The following is a 21,599-nucleotide window of genomic DNA, read 5'->3' on the forward strand; positions in this document are numbered from 1 at the left end:
GGCGCGATACCCAGTCGCGCCCGGCGAGCTAAACGAACGGCGCCACAGCTCCGCTCCGTGGTTCCGCCTTTCTTGGCGCGCGAGCCGAGAGCGTCTTCACCGCCTTGCCGAGACGGCGCGCCCCCTCAGCGACGCGTTCGGGAGACTCGGCGCAGAACGCGAGCCGGACGCCGGGCCTCGGGTTAAGGCCGGCGCTCCACATGGGGCTGGGGCTGACGAGAACCCCCTGCTTCAACGCCTCCTGGTAGAGCGCGTCGACGTCGAGCGACGGCGGAAGCGACACCCAAAGGACGAGGCCGTGGCGCGGAGATTGAAACGTGCACTCGGCGGGCAGGTGTTTGGTTAGCGCGGCCGCGAGCGCGTCCCGGCGGGCGCGGTATTCGCGGACCACCTTCGTCATGTGCGCGCGGAGGTAGCCGCGTTCGATGAACTCGGCGACGGCGTGTTGCAAGATCGACGACGTGCCGAGGTCGACGACGCGCTTGAGCGACCGAAGACTCCTTGAGAGCTCTTTGGGGGCGACGACGTAGCCGATCCGCATGGCCGGGATGAGCCGCTTCGAGAACGTCGACATGTGAATGACGTCGCCGTCTAACGCTCGGAGGTGCGGCTCGCCCGGCGGGTCGAGCACCACGCCGGCGGCGTAGTCATCCTCGATGAGGGGAATCGAGACACGGCGCGACCACAGGACGAGCTGCCGTCGTCGCTCGAGCGACATGGTGCGGCCCGTGGGGTTGTGCCCGTTGGGCATGAGGTAGAGGGCCTTGACGTCGGGCCTCGTGAGGCGTTCGAGCGCCGCGAGCTCCGGGCCGTCGTCGTCCGACGGCACCGAGACGACGCGAGCGCCCGCGAGCGCGAAGATGTCGAGGGCGCCCGAATACGTCGTGGCTTCCACCATGATGGCGTCGCCGGGGTTGACGAGGGACCGCGCCACGAGGTCGAGAGCTTGTTGACTTCCCGAGGTGACGAGAACGTCGTCGGCCGTAGCCGGCACGCCGCGAGCCGCAAGCTCGAGGGCGATCTGCGTCCGAGTGCGGAGCACGCCCTCCGGCGGCGCGTACGTCAAGGTCTCCGGCCCGTATTGCGCGAAGACGCGCGCGACGCATCGACGCATCAGCTCATCGGGCAAGAGATCCGCCGATGGCTGCATGCGCGCGAGGTTGATGACTTGGGGGCCGGAGGCGCGGCGCGCGTAGCGCTCGACGCGGGCCAAGAGTTCGGGCTTCGCCGCACGCGCGACGAGGTCATTCCACGGCATCTCGCGGAGCTGACCGCCGTCGGCGACAGCGACGGCCCCGCGGTCGACAGCCTGGGCGCGAGCGCCGTCGACGTCGCCGACGAAGGTGCCCCGCCCGACGGAGCCGAAGACGAAGCCCGCTGACTCGAGCTCGGCGTAGGCCCGCGCGACGGTGTTGCGGTGGGCGCCGAGCGCTCCCGCGAGAACGCGCGTCGGCGGCAGCTTGAACCCCGCAGGAAAAGCCCGCGCCTCAATGCGGGCGACGACCTGATCAAAGATCTGCCGATGAATCGGCTCGTCGCGCCGCGGATCGAGCTTGAGCCCCAACGATTGGTCCAATTGGCACCTCCAAGTCGACCATCATGCCGCTCGTCACCGACAAGATCGAGGTTCAGACGTGCGATTCAGACTGGACCAAGTGTGCCAATTGTCGCCACAAGGCGAGGCCAATGCGGACTATCGCCGGTGCGCGGCCCTCAGGTCGCGCGCCAGGAGCTTGTGGAAGAGGTTCTCGCCGGCCTCGCGCCGCACCGACAGGCGACCTTGGCCGTAGGCCCGCGACGACAGACCGCGTTGCACCGACTCGCAAATGGCATGGTCTTCGTCCTGGATGCGCTCGCTGACGCCCATGCTGGTGCGGTTCCGCTCGCGAACGGCTTCGCTCACGTCGGCGAAGTAGAAGTCGAAGACGACCTTCATGCGATCCACGCCGAGCGGCACGACGAAGTTCGTGTCGAGGTACCCCTCGTACCAGTTGAGCATGAGGTTCGGGTAGAGCCAGTAGTAGAGCGCCTTGCCTTTGCGGACCGACGCCGTCATGGCCTCACCCGTGGAGGCGTCGATGGGGCTCGACTGGAGGCAGAAGCGATCGAAATTTTCGATCGTGTAGTCCTTGAACGCGAGGATGCTGCTCAAGCCTTTGTGGAGAAACGGAACGTGGTAGCCGCCGTCGAGGTAGTTGTCGACGAAGACCTTCCAGTTGCAGGCGAGCTCGTATTCGCGGCGCTCCGCGAAGTGGAGCTTGCCGACACCGAGCGGCGCGAACTGCTCCGGCAGACTCCCCATGTGAGCCTCGAGAGGCATGGGATCGGGCGACGTGTTGACGAAGACGAACTTCTCCCAGGTGGCGACGGCCACCGGCACGAGACCAAAGGCCGCCTTGTCGAAGTTCCGAACACCGTCAAACTCGGGCGTCGACCGGAGCTCGCCCGCGAGCGAATACGTCCAGCCGTGGTAGGGGCAGCGAAGACGCTCGGCGCACCCCGACGGCTCGGTGGCCACCGCCGCCGCGTGATGGCGGCAAACGTTGAAGAACGCGCGCAAGACGCCGTCGTCGCCGCGCACGACGACGATGGGCTCGCCGCCGATGACCGTGGTCACGAAGTCGCCGGAACGCCGAAGCTGGTCTTCGCGCGCCGCGAACTGCCACGTGCCGCCGAAGACGGCGCGCGTCTCGAGGCGATGGACGCTCGGGTCGGTGTACCAAGGTCCCGAGAGGGTCTTTGCCTCCTCGAGCGGCGCCTTGTCGTCGAAGGAGGCGAGGATGTCGTCGAGCGTTCCATCGACTTCTAGCGGCAAACGGACCATCGCCCGCCGGTATAACACCGCGACCGGCGCGCTGTCCTCGGAACGCGGACGCGGCTCGGCGCCGCGCTATCACGGTCACTCGGCTTGAACGGCGCGGCCTCGCGCGTCAAACCAGGCGGACGAGAGAACGCGATAGCGAGGGTCGTCGTCGTCGCCGAGCTTCATGTGAAGCACGGCGCGCGCTCGCAAGAGGCGCGACAAATCGAGTTGGCCATCGGGGCGCGCCACGCCGCTGACCCCGTCGGTTAGGGCGGTGCGCGGCGGCACCAAGCCCCCGCCGGGGAACCACTCGCGGAGGCTGAACCACTCCTGCGTGGTCGCGTCGTCGCGGTCCAGCGCGGCGACGTTGCGCGAGACGACCTCGAGCTCAAGGGAGGCGGGTTGGCTCATGGTGGCCGCCCGATCCTCGCTCACCAGATCGATCTCGAGGGCGTCCTTCAGCGGACGCTCATCGGCGAGACGACGCAAGTCGGCGGCCCTCACGACGAGGCGCATCGGTGCCTCGACGGACTGCGTGACCGGCTTCGAATGCAGCGCAAAGGGCGCCATGTTCGCCGCCGCCGATGGCGTCGGGATGCGGCGGCCCCAAAAGCCGGGCGCCAGCGTGTGGGCACCGTACCGGTAGTGCGCCGTCGAGCGGATCGCCTCAGCTCCCGACAGGTCGACGTGCGGGAAGCGAACCCACGGAAGCTCCACCGACTCGCCCGGTGCCAAGACCCGGATGTCATGACTCCAGTCCTCCGCGTAGTTCCCGCAACGCGCGACGGGCACGGTGCGGGCGTTTGCCCAACGATCGCCGCGCCGCACCTCGACGGTGATGCGGAGCTCGGGCTCGCGCCACCCGAGCTCGCTGCCGTCGCCGGAAAGCACGACGACGTGACTACGCGACTCGGAGCGATTGAAGAGGAGCACGCCAAGCTCGGGTGCCGCGCCGTCAACGAGCGCGAGCCCGCGCGGCGCCACGATCAGCTCGAGATCGCTCTCCACAACAGGGGGCGGCGACGTCGGCAGGCGATTGGCGGCGTGCTGAAACCCCGCCGGGAGCCACGAGAGCGCGTCCACCTCCGCGGCCTTCGAGTCGTCACGGAACCACGACGGCCCCTCCGCGAGGTGGCGGGGAGCGACGCCGCCAACGCGCGTCACCTCCGTCGACTCCGCCTCGTCAGCGCCCGCGGCGGAGCATGCGCAGAGGAGCAGGCACAAGGCGAAGCGCTTGAGCATGTGGAGTGGGACGCCCTACAGCCCCACATGTTCCCAAGAAGGGGGTCGGGGCCGTGCCTATGCCCTCATGGGCGCAAGCGCGTTGGCCCATCGCAAGAGCTCATCGAGCATGGTCTTGGCTGCGCCATCGAAGGACTCGGGGGGCTGAAAGGTGCCCTCCTTCATGTGGGCGGAGAACCCAGAAACCGTGACGGCTTCGGGGATGGGCATCATCTTCAGCGTGGTCAGAAACTGCTTGGTCATTTGCACCGACCGGAGGCCCCCGGAAATGCCGCCGTAGCTGACGAACGCCGCCGGCTTGTAGGCCCATTCGCTGAAGAGATAGTCGAGCGCGTTGATGAGCGCCGGCGGCGAGCCGTAGTTGTATTCAGGCGTGACGATCACGAACGCGTCGGCGGCGCGAACGCTCTCGCTCCAGGCCTTCGTGTGCGCGTGCTCGTATTGACCGAGGCGCGGGTGTTTTGGCTCGTCGAAGAGCGGCAACGCGACCTCCTTTAGGTCCGACAAGACGACCTCAAAGCCTCCGTGGGCGCGGGCCCGCTCGAGGAACCATGTTCCGATAGGCAGGCCTGCGCGACCGGGCCGCGTGCTCGCGATGATGACGTTCAGCTTTCTCATGAGGGGTGCGAGTGTAGCGCGTCGGCGAAGTCTCGAAACCTCGAGGCCCCGCCCTTATTGACCTTCGCTCCAGGGCCCCGGATCCTTGTGCGATGTCCGAACCGACCGAGCCGACGCCACCTCTCTCCCGCGAAGACCTCGTACTGCTCGTCGCCCGCGCGCATCACGGAGCCCCTTACGCCGAGTGCAAGATCGCCGGGGCGGCGCTCGCCGAGCAGTCCAAGCTTCCACGGCTCATCGCCGAGAACCTTGGCGCCGGCTTCGGCCAATGGACGTTCTTCCCGGAGCCCGCCGAGGTCGTGACCTTTGCGTGCACGTACGCGCCGCCGCAAACAAGCGACGACGTGTGGGCTCTCGCGCGGCAGTGGGCGTCGGACGACGCGGCGGGTCGTCCGACGGTGCTCGTGCTCGTGGGCCGCGAGCTTCTTCAAGTCGAACTGCGCCGCATCGACGTGCCCGAGCTGCGCGCGCTCTTCGCCGAATCGCAAGGGCCGGCCGCGATGGCGCTGCGAAAGACCTTGGGTCTCGACATACCCGCGCCCCGCGCCACCCCGGCGAAAGCAGCGGCGGCAACGGCCGTGCGCGAGGCGGAGGCGACCTCCCCGAAGCGGGCGCCAGCGGCGAAGAAGACCCCCGTGGCGACGACCGCGGACGGAACGCTCAAGATGCCGAAGCCGGTTCTGACGCGGGCGAAGGTAGAGCCGCCTGCGCCGCCGCGACACTTCGAGCATCCGAAATTTGGCGTCGGCGTCCTCGAGAAGCTCGACGGCGTCGGCCCCGAAGCCAAGCTGACGATCCGCTTCGAAGCCGGGACCAAGACGCTCCTCGCTCGCTTTGTGGCGGAAGTAGCGCCCTGAGCCCCGTCTAGATCGCAGACGCGGACTGCGAAGGCGCGCATCGCACCCGGAGGTCCCATCGCTGCGCGACCGGTGCGAACGAAGCGTTCGCGCGGCGCCAGCCCAAAACCATTCGGGTTTCGTCGAGCGCGACGCGACCCAACGCGCGGCATGGCGCGTGCTCGTACTCGCACAAGCCATGAAACCCTCCTCGCTCGCTTCCCTCTCGCTTGCCGCGCTCGACCGGGCCCACGGCGGCCTCCGCATCCACACGCTCGCGCCCGCACAGGCTTCGCACATCGGCGGCGTCCATGACGCGTTGCTCGGCCTCGATCAGGCGGGGCATGTGTTCGTCGCGGCCGGTGCAACGCCGCGCCATGCAGCGCAGGTCGCTGAGCAGGTTCGCGCGGCGACGACGCCAGCGTCGACGATAGGCGGCCTCGCGCAATCGGCCATCGACTTGCTCAAGCAACCGGTGACGGGAGGCGGCACCGTAGGCGGCAACCTGCTGGCGGCCGCTGGAAACGTGGCGATGAACCTCTTCGCCGCAGCGCTGGAGGACGACGACAAGCCATCGCGCGCGACGCCGCATTCGTCGACGGACCACGCTCCGGCGTACGTCCCGCCGCCGCCAACGTTTTCACCGAGCGTGGTGCCCACGACCACCACGCGAGAGCTGCCCGAGGTGAATGACGCGGCGCCGACACCCGCGCTGCACGACGGCGCGGCACCGAGCGCGACCCACGCCTATGCCCCCTTCGAACCCCTGGTGGTGCCCGCGCTCCCGCCGCTGCCAGGTACGACGGGCTCGCCACTCGAAGGTCCGACCGACGCATCCGCGCTCCCGCCGCTGCCTCCGCCCTACGTGCCCGTCGACTGGCCCGACATCGCGCTCGCCCCGGACTTGCCAGCGATGCCCACGCTCGCCGACTTGCCACCGCTGCCTTCGGTTCCGAACACGACGACGGACGGCGCAGCGACCGACCCCTACGGCGTCGAGCGCCTGCAACCTACCAAGTACGGATGAGCGCCAGCGGACGATGAGGTCGCTCGAAGCCCGACGACTCGCAGGTCAGGCACGACGAATGCAGAAAGGGGCAACGATGGTCACCGCGACGCAAACCCGCCGGCAATGGCTTAAGCACCTCGCGGCCAGGCACAGCCTCTCGTGGAGGATGGCCACGCTGCCGCGCACCCTCGACGGCGTGACGGTGGTCGAGACGGCGCGCGAGCTCATCTACTTCGAAGACGGCGTGTGCACACGCGTCACATCGTTCGACGAGGACACGCCGGCGCGAAGTCTCGTGGGTCTCACGTGGGTCTTGTGGATCGACGTCGACGGCAACCCCGTTGCGGGCCACCGGCCCGGCGCACGCGCCGTCCTCTGGCGGGCGCCGCCCGAGCGCGGGTTCACCACCCAAGGCGAAATGACGGTCGCGCTGACAGGACGCGCTCTCCGCCATCAACGCGTGGAGTCGCACGGAGATTCGAGCGAGCTTTTCGCCCGAAGCGCGTAAGACTGCACAAACGCTGGCCGCTAGCCGCCCGCAAGCCTAGGGCTCCGCGAGGGGTGAATCTCGCACCCTTCATCCTCGAGGCGCTGCAGCGCAAGGCACACTCAAAGCACAAGGAGCCGACGACTTCGGTACTCTACGCAATGGATGCGCTCGCCCTCGCCGCGTTACAGCATCGAAGGCCCCATTGGGCGTGGCGGCATGGGCGAGGTCTACCGAGCCTTCGACACGCTGCTGAAGCGGCCGGTGGCGCTAAAGGTCCTTCGGCCCGACCGGACCGACGACGCTGCCACGGGAATTCGACGCATGCTGCGCGAGGCGCGCGCGTGTGCTGCCTTTCAGCACCCGAACGTCGTGGCCATCTACGACGTCGGCGAGGGCGACGGCACAGCCTTCATCGCGATGGAGCTCCTCGACGGCGAGCCGCTCCGCTCGTCGTTCGCCGGCCGTGGGGTGCCCACCGCGACCAAGCTTGATTGGCTCGTCCAGATCGCGAGCGCCCTCGACGCCGCGCACGCTGCCGGCATCGTCCATCGCGACATCAAGCCCGACAACGTCATGCTTTGCAGCGACGGCCGTGTGCGCCTCATCGACTTCGGGATCGCGCGCGCCGAGAGCCTCGACGCTCTCGAGAGCCACGCTGGGTCGATTCACGGCCTCGGCACGCCACGCTACATGGCGCCGGAACAGAAGGCAGGGGCGGCTGCGTCGCCGCTTACCGATCAGTACGCTTGGGGCATCGTCGCCTACGAGGTGCTTACGGAGCTCTCGGCGGATGTGAGGCCGCAGGACCTCGCACGGAACGCCGATTGGCCGCCGGATCTGCCGGCGCACTGGCGCGCGGGCCTGGGCAGGGCCACGTCGGGCGAGCCCGACGAGCGTTTTGCCAACATGGGCGCGTTGCTCGGAGAGCTCGCGGGCGCGGTGCCGCGGCTTGACGCGCGCGCCTTCGCTGCAACTGAGGTGGCGGACTCGGAGCGCCGGGCCAAGCTCTGGACCGACGACGCGCACGGAACGCGGCACCCGCGCGCAGCAGGGCGCGAAGACGATGAGGACGACGTCGTCGGCTCACGCCGCGGCCCACTCCCAAGCGGGATGGTCCTCGATGGTCGCTATCGGATTGACCGCTTGCTCGGACAGGGTGCCATGGGCGCGGTCTACGCGGCCGAACACCTGGTGCTCAAGACGCGCGTCGCGATCAAGGTGCTCGTCGCTCGAGCGACCCCCGAGTCGTTGGCCCGTTTCGCGCAGGAGGCCCGCGTCACCGCCGAGCTGCGCAGCGAACACGCGATCCGCGTCCTCGACGTCGCGACGCCCGACGGGCGCGCGCCGTACATCGTGATGGAGCTGCTCGAAGGCACCGACCTCGAAGGCCTCCTCAAACGGCGGACGCGACTACCGCTGGACGAGGCCGCGCGCTACGTGCTCGAGGCGTGTGACGCCGTTGCCGAAGCGCACGCTCTTGGCGTCGTGCACCGCGACTTGAAGCCGGCGAATCTCTTTTTGACCACGGGACGGCAAGAGGGTGCGCCCACCATCAAGGTGCTCGACTTCGGCCTCTCGAAGATCGTCCGAGGCGAAGCGCTCGGTGACGTGAGCCTCTCGAAGACCTACGCGTTCATGGGTTCGCCGGCGTACATGTCACCGGAGCAAATTCGAAACGCGAAGGCCGCCGATCATCGAGCGGACATTTGGTCGCTGGCGGTCGTGCTCTACGAGCTGGTGACGGGCGCGTTGCCGTTCCCCGACGACAGCGCCGCCGTGCTCCTCTTGGCCATCGCCAACAAGCCGTGGGTCCCGGCTTCCGAACGGAGAGGCGAGCTGCCCGCCTCGTTCGACGCCGTCCTCGCACGCTGCCTCGAGAAGGAGCCCGCGGACCGGTACCCCGACATCGCTGCGTTCGTAGACGCCCTCAGGCCCTTCGCGGCACGCGCCCCTTCGCGGGCGCTTCATTCGGTCCAGCACGAGAGCGCCGCCTTGTCCGCCGGCTCGTCGAACGCGCCTAAGGCGTTCGGTCCTCCGCGGCTCGAGCCTCGCGGCGCCACCACCACGACATCGGCCCTCACGGCCTTCGCGCCGAGCGGCGCCGGTCCGGAGGTCCGCTCGCACGGTCGCGCGCTCGCGATCGCGGGCGTCCTTGCGGTGGCGCTCGCCGGCGCGGCCATCGCGAGACTCCGCGACGGGACCGCGACGATCAGGCCCGCCGAGGCGAGCCGGCCGACGGTCGCTGCGACGGCATTGTCGCCAGGCGCGGCGACTCCACCCACCGCGCCGTCGCCGATCAGCCTTCCGGCGGTGGTGCCCGTGGCAACGCCGACCGAGGCCGCGACCGACGCGGGCGCCCGGCCGCGCGTCGACACGAAGGGCTCGGCGCCGCGAAGAGCTGCACCACCGGTGGTGTCGTCGCCAACACCGGCTGCCGCGAGGACGCAGACCCCACCGTCGTCGTTCCAACCGGTGACGGACCGACTCGATTGAAGAGCCCCGGCATGAAGAGCCCCTGCATGAAGAGCACTGCGCACAAGAGGAGCGCGCCCGGCGCGCTTGCCGTCGGACTCGTCGGGCTCTGCATGATCCTCCTCAGGCCCGGTGACGCGCGTGCGCAAGACGGACGCGCCCTCTTCGAGGCGGGGCTCGCGGCCTCGAGCCGCGGAGACGTGGCCGCGGCATGCGATCTCTTCGAGCGGAGTCATGCGCTCTTGCCTGCCGTCGGCTCCTTGCTCAACGTCGCCGGGTGCCAGCAGGAGCGCGGCGAGCTCGTCCTCGCATACAACCAGTTCACCGAGGCTGCGGCGCGCGCCGAGCGCGAAAGCAAAGCCGATCGTGCCGATGTCGCGACCGCGCGCGCGCGTTCGCTCGAGGACAAGGTGGCGCGCCTGAAGGTGGCGTTGAGCGGGCCGTTGCTAGGCGGAGAGTCGCTCTGGGTCGACGGGCAACAAGGACCGACCTTCCTGACGCGGCCGGTAGCCGTAGAGCCTGGCGCTCACACGGTGGAGATCCGTTTCGGCGATCGGGTCGTTCGGCGAACCTCCGGCGACGTCCGCGCGGGCTCGCTCGTCACAGTCCACTTCGGTGCGGCAGCGAGCGCGACTGCGAAGGATGACGCGCCGGGCGCGTCGACGAGAGCCGGGGGCGCGCGGGGGCTCGTGCCTTGGCTGACGCTCGGTACCGGCCTCGCGGCGCTCGGCGCATCGGGCGTCACGGGGGTGCTCGCCCTCGCGAAGAAGGGCGACGCGCAAGAGGCCTTCGACGGTGGACGCGCTGCCGACGCCAACCGTCTCGTCGACGACGGTCGAACCGTGGCCACGGTCTCCACGGCGACCGCCATCGCGGGGCTGCTGCTCACGGGCCTTGGCGTGTACCTCTTCGTCGACGCGCCAACAAAGGCGGGGGTGACGAGCCAATCGCAGCGCATCATCGACAAGGCGCTGAATGGAACCTTCTGACGTGAGCGGGCCATGAGACACGCGCGCACCTTGAGCCTCTGGGGTGCCACGACGCTTCTCTCGGCGGCGTGCGCGGATCTCATCGGGCTCTCATCGTTCCCGGAGCCACCTGCCACGGGCTTGCCTGACGCCACAGCGCCCGCCGCGACGGCAGACGCGGGCGTGTCCACCTCCGACGCAAAAGTGTCGGGCGCCGACGGCCGAGCCGCGGAACCGGCGGGATCACTCGACACCAGCTTCGGCACGGGTGGGCGAGCCGTCGCGCCAACCGACATGACCGTCACGGGCTTGGTCATGCAACCGTCCGGCGCCTTCGTGGTGACAGGGGCAACTGCGGAGACGGTCCCTCGCGACTTTGCCGCGCTCCGCTTCACGCGCGACGGTCAGTTCGACGGCACCTTCGCCGGCACCGGCCGAGCCGTCGTCGACTTTGGCGGTGACGAAGCCTCCGCCGACAGCGTCGGCTTGCCCGACGGGAAGGTCATCCTAGGGGGCGTCGCCGGAACGACAGCGACCGCCGTCGCGCTCGCGCGCCTCACCACCGACGGCGCCCTCGATACGACCTTCGGCAGCGCCGGCAAGTCCTCGCTCGCGCCGACGGCGTCGCAGCTCCTGAACGGCCTCGCCCTCGGCCAGGGCGGTGCGATCGTCGGAACGGGGAGCGTCACGTCCGGCGCGACGAACGCCTTTGCGTTCTTTCGATTCACCGCCAGCGGCGCTCTCGATACGACGTTCGCGGGCAAGGGCTACTCGGAGATCGAGATGGGCGGCAACGACATTGGCTTCGCCGTCGCGATGGCTTCCTCGGGGCAGCTCGTCGCGACAGGCGTCAGTGAGGCGACCGGTGGCGGCCCGTGGGTCGTGGCACGGGTCTCCGTTGGCGGCGCGCCCGACGGAACCTTCGCGCCGACTGGGTGGAAGGTCTCAGCGTCGGCGGTGGCGGGCGCGTCTTCAAAGGGGCAGGCTGTCGCCTTTCAGGCCGACGGCAAGGTCGTCGCGGCGGGCGTCGTGCCCACCGCAAGCGCCGGCGTCTACGACGTGGTCGTGATGCGCTACCAAACGGACGGGGCCCCCGACGCGACCTTCGGCCAAAACGGCGTGAGCATCCTGGCCGGTGCCGGCGTGCCCCGTCGCTTGGCCATCGACGCGGCGGGTCGCGTTGTCTTCGCCGGAGCCACAACGGGCGGGACGGCGGCCGCCGTTATCGTGGGACGCTTGCTCGAGAACGGCACGCCGGATCCGAGCTTCGGAAAGGGCGGCCTGACCGTGATCGACGTGCACCCCGCTGCGGCCGACTACACCGGCGGCCTCGCCATTCAAAGCGATGGGTTCATCGTGGTCGGTGGCTACTCGCAACTACCGGGGAAGCTCGAGCCCTGGGTCATGCGCTTCTGGCCATGACGAGGATGTAGTCTGCCGGGGCGAAGGAACGGTTCGCGGTCGCCCCCCTCACGTGTGCGGCATCGTGGCAGTGGCCCGCGGGTCGCCTAAGCGCGCGCCACCGCCGCTCGGTGCGCCAGCGCGCGCGGCATGACCGTTGCTCGCAACGGTGCGTCAACACACCGATGAGGAAGAACCCATGTTGCGCTCCCTACTCGTGCTCTCGCTAGGTCTGTCCGCTCCCACCGCCTGCGGCGGCGCCGCCTCACCGCTCGCGGAGGACGAGGCGCCGGTCGCTCGCCGCGCCATTCCCTTGGCAGCTACGCGCGAATCCGTTCCAGCGATTCACGACGCACGCTCGAACGCTTGACGCTCGAGACGCCTACCCGTTTCACCGCCGAGCTGCGCCTCCAGGGTCGCAGTCCAGGATTCTGGACGCCGGCGCCCGACGAGACCAAACACGTGAGCGGCACCTACGAATTCTCGCGCGCTCGCCCCGCGTACGTCGATCCTGATCAGCGCGTGCGCGACGCGATCACGCTCCGCTACGAAGACGCGACGTACGCGTACGACCACTTCACCTTCGAGTGGCGCGCGCCCGCGCTCGTCTTGACGAACGGGCGCGACGAAACCGTGTTGCACAGCGACGCAAGCCATCGCGCCGAGGTGGCCAACGAGCCGATTCGCGCTCATTGCACGAGCGACGGAAGCGCCACAGTCGCTCTTGTTCTAGACGAGAACCAACACGACAAGGGCACGTTGCGCCTCGTCCAGAACGGCGCCACCGGCTTTCCACGCAGCCAATCGGTGGCGGTGACGAAAGACACCATGACCGTGGGGCGCGACCCGGCGATCTTTCGAGGCACGCGCGGCGAGCAAGGATTCGAGATCGCGGTGCCCAGAAGCATCCTCGGCGGCGCCATCGCGACCTTCCGTTCCTCGCTGACCTGGGAGTCCGATCAGGCGGGCGACGCCAAGTCGTTTCCGCTCGCGTGCACGTCCTCTCCCTGAGTGCGACGGGCTGATCGAAGCCTGAGTGCGAAGGCCGGCTTCGCAGGTGCGAACGAGCGGATCGCCCCAGCGCCCCCGCGACGAGCTGAATATGGCTCCTCTTTTTTGTTGCTCCGGGCGGGCCCGGCTCTTGCGGTGGAGACGACCATGTCGCTGAAAATCAATGGGCTCTTGGCACTCGTGACGGTCATCCTTGTGGCGGCGCTTGGCTGCAACGCCGAGGCCCCCGAAGACGATGCAACGCTCGGTGTGGCGGGCGCGGGACAAGGGGGCGTGCCAACCCCCGGTGCGCCGGTCGCATCGGCGACGGGCACGATCCCCGCGCCCGCGCCGGGCGCACCACCGAGCACGCCAGGCGGAGGCTCGGCTCCGACCTGCAGCGACGGCCTCAAGAACGGCGTCGAGACCGGGGTCGACTGCGGCGGCTCGTGCACACCGTGTCCGCCGGGCGCCCTCACCCCCGATGCCGGTCTCCCGCAACCGCCGCCGCCGGCCCCCTGTGGGACGCAGGGCCTCGCCTGCTGCGGTGCCGCGACCTGCTCCGGCGGCCTCACCTGCGACGGCGGCATCTGCAAGGCAGCGGCGCGCGGCACCTGCGAGGCCGACTGTGTCGGCCAAAACGTTCAACCGGGCCAGTGCCAGTGCGCGGTCAAATCCGCGAGCTGCGGCGCCGGGTGGACGCCCACGGTGACCTTCTGCGAGTGCAACTGGCTCGCGATTCCGGGCGGTGCCAGCGTGTGCACGAAGATGGCGTGCAACTTCGGAAGTTGCCCTCAGCCGTACGCCACGGAGAAGCACCCCGTCTGCGCGTGCCTCTAAGAACCGTCGCCGCTTTGCTCGCCCTCGGTCTACGCTCCTTCCCGTGCCTCTTCCCGTAACGGGCAGGAAACGAAAGGCGCTCGCGGGCGTCGTCATGGCCGCCTTCGCCGCAGCTGCGTGCCATCAATTGGCAGGCCTCGAAGAGCCGACCGCAGCCGGCTCCTCGCGGAGCGACGCCGCCAACGACGCCTTCGCCGACGCGGCGAAACGCGCGTGCCGGACGCCGAGCGGCGGCGCGTGCTTCTGCGAGGCGATTCCGAATCCCGCGGAAGCGCCCGTCGTCGCCTGCGTCGACTTCGACGAGGACGGCATCGACCCGCAGACCTTCGGGCTCGGGCCCGGCCTCGCCGAAAACCTCGCCGGACCTCTCACGCTCGCGCTCGATCAAGACCGCCCGCTGTCGGCGCCGCGCGCCTTTCGCGTCGACGTGAAAGCGGCGGCGGGCATCGGCATCCGCGAGCGGTCGATCCTGCTGAAGGACACAGCGCCCACGGACGTCACGATCCAATTCAGCACCGCTTTTGACAAGCTCGACGCGGGCGCCTACGACGCCGCCACGCCCAATCGAACCATCTTGTTGCTCCTCTTGGAGCTGGCTCCCGACGCGCCGCGCGGTGTTGTCTTCGGCGTCGACTACCGGCACTACGCGCTGAGCGTCGTCGAGAACCTCCAGGCCCCCGAGACCTCGCAAGTGCAGGAAGCCGGCGTCACGATTCCCGGCTCCATCGTCGGGCCCGACAACGGCTACACAACGTTCGTCTTGTCGGTCGAAAATCGAAGCGACTGCCTCGTCGATGGCGTCCCCATCGCGGGGTTGACCGCCGTCTTGCGCGGCCCGAGCGAAGACCCGGCGGCGCCGGGCACGCAGCTCGCGTGCAGGCCCCTCGGAGCAACCGCTGTCGGCACGTCAACGCGACTCTACATCGGCGGGTACATCAAGAACCCCATCGAGCCCTTGGAGTGGCGTTTCGACAACATCGTCGTTCGAAAGCGGCGTCGGTAAGCGCCGCTATGGCTTCTTGGCGCGCAGCATCTGAAAGTAGCGGCGACTGATGCCGCACGCCGCAGCGGCGCGAGAGACGTTGCCCCCGTGCGCTTCGAGCATCTTCGCGACGTAGCGGCGCTCCAGCTCGAGGGTCACCTGTTGGCGGGCTCGGGGCAGCGCCAAGTCCGTCGCCAAGACTTGATCGATGTAGTCGGCCCGCGGCGCGCTGGAGGCCGGCTTCTCTCGCCCCAAGACGACGTCGCCGAGCGCGAGCTGACGGGCAACGGCGTTGTGAAGCTCCCTGACGTTGCCAGGCCATGCGTATTCCTCGAAGCGTTGCACGAGGTCGGGCGGGAGCGCGGCCTCGTCGCCACCGAGGATGGCCCAGAAGCAGCGCGTGAGCAGCGCCACGTCGCCTTGCCGATTGCGAAGCGGCGGGAGGTCGACGCGCGCCACGGCGAGGCGAAAGAAGAGGTCGTCGCGGAAGCGGCGCGCTTGAACCTCGCGATCGAGATCGCGCCGCGTCGCCGCGAGGATGCGCACGTCGACGTGGGCCCATTTGCTGCCACCGACGCGTTTGACCTCGTGCTTCTCGATGGCGCGAAGGAGCTTCGCCTGGAGCCCCACTTCGAGGTCACCGATCTCATCGATAAACAGCGTGCCCTTGTTCGCTTCCTCGAAGAGCCCAACGCGCTCCGTGACGGCGCCCGTAAAGGCGCCGCGCTCGTGCCCGAAGAGCTCTGCCTCCACGAGCTGCGGCGACACGGTCGTGCAATCAAAGACGACGAAGGGCCCATCGCGGCGCGCGCTCGCGTCGTGGATCGACTCGGCCAAGACCTCCTTTCCGGTGCCCGTCTCGCCTTCGATGAGGACCGGCACGTCAGACGCCGCGAGCTTCTCGAAGACCGGGTAGAGGCGGCGCATCTCCGGGCTCGCCCCCAGCGTCCGCCCGAACCGCGTCTCCTGCGAGGCCGCCACAACACGCGGCGTTACGTCGATGTCGACGCGCAACGTCGTGGCGCCGAGCGTGATGAGCTCCCCGCTGCGAAGGTAGGCGTCGCGCACCCGCACGCCGCTCACGAAGGTCCCGTTACTCGAACCGAGATCGAGGATGCGGAGCGCACCACCCTCCAATTCGAAGGCAGCGTGGCGACGCGAGACGGTCTTGTCCGTCAGTCGCACGTGACACGCGGGGCTCTGCCCGACGAGGACCCGACGCGACGCGCAGTCGTCGATGGCAAACGTCGGGTTCGGCTCCGAGCCCTCCACGACACTGAGCATGAAGCCCGGCGACATGAGCGGTCCGGGGCGGACGCGGGAGCGGATGAGCGCTGTTGCACCGTCTTCGCGAGAGATGTCAGCCATGGCTGACGAGACTACACCGGCCACCGCGCGGAGCCCGCGCGATAGCGAAGCGACGGCGAGCGACGCCTAGAAGGACAGCGCCGCCGCCGGGCGGCGGGCCGACGTCGACGCCGCTTTCGTCGGCGTGAGCAGCAGAACGGCGCTCGCCACCAGCAGCGTCACGCCGAGCGCCGCGGCGCCGTCGGCGACGTAGGCCTGCGCGTCGAGCTCTCGGTACGTGCTCTGACGCTCGGCAAGCGGGAGCGCGTCGTCTTTGGTGTCACTCGACCGAACGAGCACGGAGACGCCGAAGCCCGCTCCCACGGCGAGCGCCGTCACTCCGCCTGCCCCAAGAACCCAGCCCAGCGTCGAGCGAGGGGGCGTGGCACCGGTTGCGGCAACCGGGGTGCTGGCAGCGTCCGCGCGCCCTGGCTCCAGGAGCGGAACGGTGACCTCGACGTTCCCCTTCTCCTTCGCGACGCTCGGGCGAAACGTGACAGCGACATGCCCCTTCGCGCTCGCCAAGAGAACGTGAACGCCTCCGTCGACGGGGAGCCACGTACCGAAACTTGCGGGCGGAATAGCGGCACCGTCGAGCGTCACAGCTAGCCCCTCGATGCGGCGCACCGCCTCCGGCACGACCACGCGGAGCTTCGAGAGTCGCGGCTCGATGGCGGCGGCGCGCCCCTCCGAGAGCTCGGCACGATCGGGTCGCGTGGCCCTCGAACGCGCCGTGACCTCGCGAAACTGAAGCCACGCGGTGGCGAAACGCCCGAGCCGTTCGTTGCAGAGTGCAAGATTGAAGAGCGTCCCCATGGCGGCGCGGTCCACGCGGTAGCTCTCGTCGAACTTCTTGCAGGCGGCCTCGCGCTGGCCCTGAGCCAGCAGCGTCCGTCCTTCCGCGAAGAGGGCTTCGGCGGCCGCCTGCGGCGTCGCGGGCTCTTGCGCCGTGCCCTTGGAGGTCGCCAAGGCGAGAGCCAGACCGACGAGCGCGGCGGCCGCGCGCGTTCCCCTCCGAGGCAGCCGCTTCACGACGCCAAGGATACTGTCCGTCTTGGTTCCCGTCTTGGTTCCCGTCTTGGTTCCCGTCTTGGTTCGCATGCGGACGCGCCCTGGTTCTGGCTCAATTGCGGTCGCCCGCGGCGCGCGTGTCCTCGGGATCCTGCGGTGTCTTCGTGGGCGGTAGCCGGCTCGACGCGGCGGCCTTGCCAGTTGTGCGAACGACGGGACGCGCGCCCGCCGGCGGCCGAGCCGCGGTGGCAGACGCCGTCATGGGGACCGGTGGCGCGGAGGCGCTGTTAGCCAACGTCGACGGCAACGTCGACGGCTCGGGTCGCGCGGAGGACGGCGTCGAGGGCGCGGGCACGGCTGCTGACGGCGGCGCTGGTGCCGGCGCGGGGGTCGCCGTGACTTCTTGGATCGGTGTGTCGTCGCGTGCCTGGAAGCGCCAGAGCGCCACGAGGGCGGCGATTGCAACGGCACCCATGCCGAGCCAAGCGCCCAGCTGCCACGTGCGCGCCGAACGGGCAGGGCCCGTCGTGAGCGCCGTGCCCGTCACGACGGGTGCCACCCTTTCGCTCTCCACTTCCGTTGGCCCTTCGATGGGCGTGGCGGCACGCTCCGCCTGCCGCGCGAACTGAGCGCGCCGATCCAGCTCATCGCTGGCCACCATGTCGAGAAACCTCACCACCTCCTCGCGCGTCGCCGGCGGGCAGGCCTCGATGAGTTCGACAGCCATGGCCTCGGCGGTCTCGAAGCGCGCGCGCGGCGCCGCCGCGAGGGCGCGAAGCGCGCACGCGTCAACGCTCGGTGAAAGGTCGCCCACGATCGCGCTCGGCGGTCCCGGGCGCTCTTCCAAGATCTTCAGCATCGCAGTGGCGGGCTCGCCGTCGAAGAGACGCCGCCCTGTGAGCGCCTCCCAAAGGACGATGCCGGCGGCGAAGACGTCCGTCTGACGCGTGACCGTCATGCCGCGCAGTTGCTCCGGCGCCATGTACGACGCCTTGCCTTTGAGATCGCCGCTCAACGTCAGGTGGTCCTTCCGCAGCGCCTTGGCGATGCCGAAGTCGAGCACGCGGGCCGCGCCGTCGGCGCCCACGAGCACGTTGTGCGGCGACACATCGCGATGAACGACGCCGAGCGGCGCGCCGTCTTCGTCGCGCGCCTCGTGGGCGGCGTGGAGGCCACGCAGAAGATCGACAACGATGGCGCTCACAATGGGCGGCGGGATCGGCGTTCCGTAGTCATGGGCAGAAGCGAGGAGGTCGGCCAGCGACACGCCGGCCACGTATTCCATGATGAGGAAGAGGTGCCCGTCTTCGTTGACGACGTCGAAGATCGGAACGACGTTCGGGTGGCGCACACGCGCTGTGATCCGCGCCTCGTCGAGCAACATGGCAGCGTGTTCGGGGCTCGTGACGAAGAGCGGGTGGAGCCGCTTCACAGCCACGAGTCGCGTGAAGCCCGATGAGCCGAGCAGGCGCCCCATGTGCACGCTCGCCATGCCGCCTTGCGCGAAGGCCCCGAAGACAAGGTAGCGCCCGATGCGCTGAGGCACCGAGTTGGGGGGCGTAACAACGGGCTCGGACGCCGGCTTCACGGAGCGTCCTCGCGGAAGTTCGCGGGGCAAGAAGGGAGCGGCGCGCGAGGCATGGTCGCCGGTCCAGGATAGCTGACCGGCGGCCGCGGCCTAAAAACACGGCGCGGCCCTCCCGAGGTGCGCGCGCCGTGGTGCGCGGCGCCGTCAATGGACGCCGGGCCCCGTCATGAGACCCGCGAGGCCGCGAAGGAAGGCGGCGTCGGCGTCGCGCTCGTTCACGTCGTCCGATGCACCTCCCCTTAGAACTCCGGAGACCGCGAGCGTTGTCACGCCAAAAACCTGCACGGCGGAGAACGTCCCGTCCGCGTTCTCAGTCATCACGACGCGGCAAGACGACGGCGCTGGCTCCGGGTCAGCCGACCACGCGGCATACTCGTGGAAGTCGTCATCGGCCACGAGACCGAGCGTCGCGATGGGCTCGCCGAAGCCGCTGGCACCGAAGATGTCGCGCTCGCAGGACTTGGCCGGAGGGATGAACGAGTCCGCGTGCGCGGGCACGACGAACGGAGACACGCTCAGGCGAACTCTTGTGGTCGGCATGCGACCCACGACGCAAGAGCGAGGCCGCGGGGCGCAGGCCTAAATGCCTCGTGTTTCCGCGCGCCGGGCGCGCCCCGCCCTGCCGCCTGGGGTGAAGTGATTGTTCGCACGAGGAAGCACGCGATCGCAGCGGCCCGGTCGGGCCCCAAGGGACGCGGCGGCTCGTCAATCGCGCGCTTCAGCGTCGCTCGCGGAGCCACGCGGCAGTCCTCAAAAGTACTCGCCGGCGCCAAAGCCACCATCGTTCGCGAAGCCGCCGCCGTTGTCGTACGTCTCGCTCGAGGACGCGAAGGGCGCCGGCCCAAACGACTCGGCCGGCAACGCCGGCTCGGCGTACGGGTTCGCCACCGGCAGGGTCGGGAGCGGACTCGGCGCGATCGGCTCAGGCAGCGCGGACGTGGGCACGGGTGCAGGCGGCGTCGGTGCGCCACCTCGTCCGGCACCGCCAGCTCCACCGAGTCCGCCGAGTCCGCCGAGTCCAGGCAGCGACAGTCCGCCGCCGGCGCCGCCTTTGCCGCCCCCCAAGAGGCTCGGCACCTGTCCGAGCGCAGAGCCAAGCGAGCCTAGCGAACCCAACGGCGATCCCAGCGGCGATGCCGGAGCGGCGCCACCGCGAGCGCCCGGTGCGAGGCCTTGAGGAAGTCCCGGAAAGGATGGAAGCTGAGGAAGGCCCGGCACCGACGGCAAGGAGGGACGAAGCCCTTGCGGCGGCGGTTGGTTGGGACCGCCGAAGATCGGCTGCCCGTTGGGGCCGTACCCGAGCAGCGCACCGACGCTTGGACCTTGAGGAAATCCTGAAGGCGCGCCGAAGCCGCGCGGCGGCACCTGCGAGAGCCCCGGCCTGTGAAACGGGTCAACGCCGACGAGCGCCTCTGCATCGAGGAACGTCTGAACCGCGTCGGGCGTGGCGCCGGCGTGCACCAAGAGGTTTTTGGTCGGGTCGAACACGGGCGACGGGCCGATGCCGCCACGCACTGCGAGCCCACCGCTCACCAAGTCGAGGTCATTGAGGTCGAGTGCTTTCATGGGGCGTTCTCCTGATTGGCCATTGAGCAAGAGCTCGGCCAAGGTCGCCAATGAGCCATGCCGCGCGCTTGCATCGCGTCAGGCCATTTCGAAGCCCGACGAGGCCGCGGTGCGATCGGGCCTACGGATCCGGAAGCAGGCCTTCGCACCTGCAGTCGCACCTGCCCAGCCACCACGGACCACGGCGCTCGAGTGCGAAGCGCCGCTTCTGGATCGCCACGCGAGGCAAACGCTTCTCGCGGCGCCGCTCGTCGCCGCGAGCTCGTCGATTTGCTGGAGAACAAGGTCTACGCGCGATGGTCGCTCTCTTGCAGCGCCCAGACGCGAGGAGCCCACCATGCGAAGCGACCGAATTTCGAAGTGCCGAGCACGCGCCATGAGCCACCAGATGCGCACCCTTTCACCGATCGAGTTGGGCGACGCGAACGGCGGGTGCGTCAACCAAAGGGTTGGCGGCTACCTCGTGCACTCCGACGCACCCACGATCGACGTCGCGGTGAACGAGTCGGATCTCTCGGACCCGAATTTTCTCGCCTCCCATGGCCTTACGGCGAAGGCGCTTACGCTGGATGAGGACAGCGACGGGAAGATCGACGCGCCGCGGACCCCGTCGCCATCGACGCTCTCGGCGTCAGCCCAACCTGCTGCAGAACGAGAGGGGCACCACGGGGGGACGGGCTCCGCGTTGGCCACCAGCTCCTTCGCCAGCGCGCCCCTCGTGCCTTTCGGCTACGGCTACGGCGGCGACGGCGGCTTTTGGAACGCAACACCGAGCGGCTACGCGCTCGTCGCGCCTGGGACCTCCGCCTTCGCGGCGCCCCTAGCCGGGTACGGAGCCTTCGGCGATTGGACACGCCCATTCGGCAGCGCGTTGGGCGGTGCGGCGGGGAGCGAGTCGTTTGCCTTCTCCACGCACACGCCCGTGCCGACGCTCGGCGGCGCCGCGGCGGCGTTTGGTAGCTTCACCGACTCGCCGGGCCTCGACTCCTACGACTCGTTCGGCTTCTCGCTTCACACGCCCTGGACTGCCGACGGTACGGGCGCCGCCGACACACTGGCTGTGCCAGCCTTCGTCGCCCAACCGACGAGCGGCGCGGGCGCCGCGTCCTCCGTCGCACTACCCGCCTTTGTCAGCGTCGATGGCGCCGAGCCGAGCGGCGGCAACGCTCTCAGTCTCCTCAGCGCCGGCGCGAACCCCCGCGGTTCCGCCTTCGCTGCGTCACAAGCATCTCCACGAGGCGCAGCCGCCGCGCCACTCGAACACGCGGCGAACCCAGCGCTTCGAGGTTTCGTGTTTGGTGTTCCGCGCTAGCGCTCGCTTGATGGATCGAGGCCGACGCCAAGGCCAAGCTGACGAGCCTCCTCGCTCGCTTTGTGGCGGAAGTGGCCCCCCTGAGCCCGGCTCCGCGCGGAGGCACATGCTCCACGCGCGGCTG

The 21,599-nt window shown here is 69.3% G+C and carries 20 protein-coding genes; 11 read left to right on the plus strand and 9 right to left on the minus strand.

The window, feature by feature from the left end; all coding sequences use genetic code 11:
* Positions 1 to 28: 28 nt before the first annotated feature.
* The 4 genes from IPG50_15175 to IPG50_15190 form a co-directional block, all read right to left on the minus strand.
* Positions 29 to 1,576, minus strand: coding sequence for a PLP-dependent aminotransferase family protein (locus IPG50_15175; GenBank protein ID MBK6693528.1), 1,548 nt, complete (start codon positions 1,574 to 1,576; stop codon positions 29 to 31).
* A gap of 117 nt (positions 1,577 to 1,693) precedes the next feature.
* Positions 1,694 to 2,824 (minus strand): aromatic ring-hydroxylating dioxygenase subunit alpha, encoded by a 1,131-nt coding sequence (locus IPG50_15180; GenBank protein ID MBK6693529.1) that lies wholly within the window; start codon positions 2,822 to 2,824, stop codon positions 1,694 to 1,696.
* Between the two features lie 75 nt (positions 2,825 to 2,899).
* Positions 2,900 to 4,045 carry a hypothetical protein gene (locus IPG50_15185; protein MBK6693530.1) on the minus strand — a complete coding sequence of 382 codons (1,146 nt, stop codon included), beginning with the start codon at positions 4,043 to 4,045 and terminating at the stop codon, positions 2,900 to 2,902.
* 57 nt (positions 4,046 to 4,102) lie between these two features.
* Complete coding sequence (locus IPG50_15190; GenBank protein ID MBK6693531.1) at positions 4,103 to 4,663, minus strand: NAD(P)H-dependent oxidoreductase; 561 nt, start codon at positions 4,661 to 4,663, stop codon at positions 4,103 to 4,105.
* A 92-nt stretch (positions 4,664 to 4,755) separates the two neighbouring features.
* Between IPG50_15190 and IPG50_15195 the strand changes: the two genes are divergently transcribed.
* From IPG50_15195 to IPG50_15240, 10 genes are all read left to right on the plus strand, one after another.
* Positions 4,756 to 5,520, plus strand: coding sequence for a hypothetical protein (locus IPG50_15195; GenBank protein ID MBK6693532.1), 765 nt, complete (start codon positions 4,756 to 4,758; stop codon positions 5,518 to 5,520).
* 178 nt (positions 5,521 to 5,698) lie between these two features.
* A complete protein-coding gene (locus IPG50_15200; GenBank protein MBK6693533.1) occupies positions 5,699 to 6,526 on the plus strand; it encodes a hypothetical protein in 828 nt (275 codons plus the stop codon).
* 148 nt (positions 6,527 to 6,674) lie between these two features.
* Complete coding sequence (locus IPG50_15205; GenBank protein MBK6693534.1) at positions 6,675 to 7,016, plus strand: hypothetical protein; 342 nt, start codon at positions 6,675 to 6,677, stop codon at positions 7,014 to 7,016.
* A gap of 144 nt (positions 7,017 to 7,160) precedes the next feature.
* Positions 7,161 to 9,491, plus strand: coding sequence for a protein kinase (locus tag IPG50_15210; GenBank protein MBK6693535.1), 2,331 nt, complete (start codon positions 7,161 to 7,163; stop codon positions 9,489 to 9,491).
* Between the two features lie 26 nt (positions 9,492 to 9,517).
* Positions 9,518 to 10,459, plus strand: coding sequence for a hypothetical protein (locus IPG50_15215; protein MBK6693536.1), 942 nt, complete (start codon positions 9,518 to 9,520; stop codon positions 10,457 to 10,459).
* A gap of 12 nt (positions 10,460 to 10,471) precedes the next feature.
* A complete protein-coding gene (locus tag IPG50_15220) occupies positions 10,472 to 11,860 on the plus strand; it encodes a hypothetical protein (protein MBK6693537.1) in 1,389 nt (462 codons plus the stop codon).
* A 178-nt stretch (positions 11,861 to 12,038) separates the two neighbouring features.
* Positions 12,039 to 12,209: a hypothetical protein gene (locus tag IPG50_15225; GenBank protein MBK6693538.1), complete on the plus strand. Its 171-nt coding sequence runs from the start codon at positions 12,039 to 12,041 to the stop codon at positions 12,207 to 12,209.
* The gene (locus IPG50_15230; protein ID MBK6693539.1) at positions 12,206 to 12,850 is read left to right on the plus strand and encodes a hypothetical protein; all 645 of its coding nucleotides are present in this window, start codon (positions 12,206 to 12,208) and stop codon (positions 12,848 to 12,850) included. The genes IPG50_15225 and IPG50_15230 overlap by 4 nt, the downstream gene beginning before the upstream one ends.
* Positions 12,851 to 12,997: 147 nt before the next feature.
* Positions 12,998 to 13,669, plus strand: coding sequence for a hypothetical protein (locus IPG50_15235; protein MBK6693540.1), 672 nt, complete (start codon positions 12,998 to 13,000; stop codon positions 13,667 to 13,669).
* Positions 13,670 to 13,712: 43 nt separating this feature from the next.
* Positions 13,713 to 14,672, plus strand: coding sequence for a hypothetical protein (locus IPG50_15240; protein MBK6693541.1), 960 nt, complete (start codon positions 13,713 to 13,715; stop codon positions 14,670 to 14,672).
* A 6-nt stretch (positions 14,673 to 14,678) separates the two neighbouring features.
* Here the strand turns inward: IPG50_15240 and IPG50_15245 are convergent, their stop codons facing one another.
* From IPG50_15245 to IPG50_15265, 5 genes are all read right to left on the minus strand, one after another.
* Positions 14,679 to 16,019, minus strand: a complete 1,341-nt coding sequence (locus IPG50_15245; GenBank protein MBK6693542.1) for a sigma 54-interacting transcriptional regulator — start codon at positions 16,017 to 16,019, stop codon at positions 14,679 to 14,681.
* Positions 16,020 to 16,085: 66 nt separating this feature from the next.
* A complete protein-coding gene (locus IPG50_15250) occupies positions 16,086 to 17,099 on the minus strand; it encodes a tetratricopeptide repeat protein (protein MBK6693543.1) in 1,014 nt (337 codons plus the stop codon).
* Between the two features lie 22 nt (positions 17,100 to 17,121).
* Positions 17,122 to 18,597 carry a protein kinase gene (locus IPG50_15255; protein MBK6693544.1) on the minus strand — a complete coding sequence of 492 codons (1,476 nt, stop codon included), beginning with the start codon at positions 18,595 to 18,597 and terminating at the stop codon, positions 17,122 to 17,124.
* Between the two features lie 144 nt (positions 18,598 to 18,741).
* Complete coding sequence (locus tag IPG50_15260) at positions 18,742 to 19,110, minus strand: hypothetical protein (GenBank protein MBK6693545.1); 369 nt, start codon at positions 19,108 to 19,110, stop codon at positions 18,742 to 18,744.
* 237 nt (positions 19,111 to 19,347) lie between these two features.
* Positions 19,348 to 20,163 carry a hypothetical protein gene (locus IPG50_15265; GenBank protein ID MBK6693546.1) on the minus strand — a complete coding sequence of 272 codons (816 nt, stop codon included), beginning with the start codon at positions 20,161 to 20,163 and terminating at the stop codon, positions 19,348 to 19,350.
* Between the two features lie 376 nt (positions 20,164 to 20,539).
* Between IPG50_15265 and IPG50_15270 the strand changes: the two genes are divergently transcribed.
* A complete protein-coding gene (locus tag IPG50_15270) occupies positions 20,540 to 21,475 on the plus strand; it encodes a hypothetical protein (GenBank protein ID MBK6693547.1) in 936 nt (311 codons plus the stop codon).
* The last annotated feature ends 124 nt before the right edge of the window (positions 21,476 to 21,599 follow it).

This window comes from Myxococcales bacterium (assembly GCA_016703425.1).
Taxonomy (GTDB): domain Bacteria; phylum Myxococcota_A; class Polyangia; order Polyangiales; family Polyangiaceae; genus JADJCA01.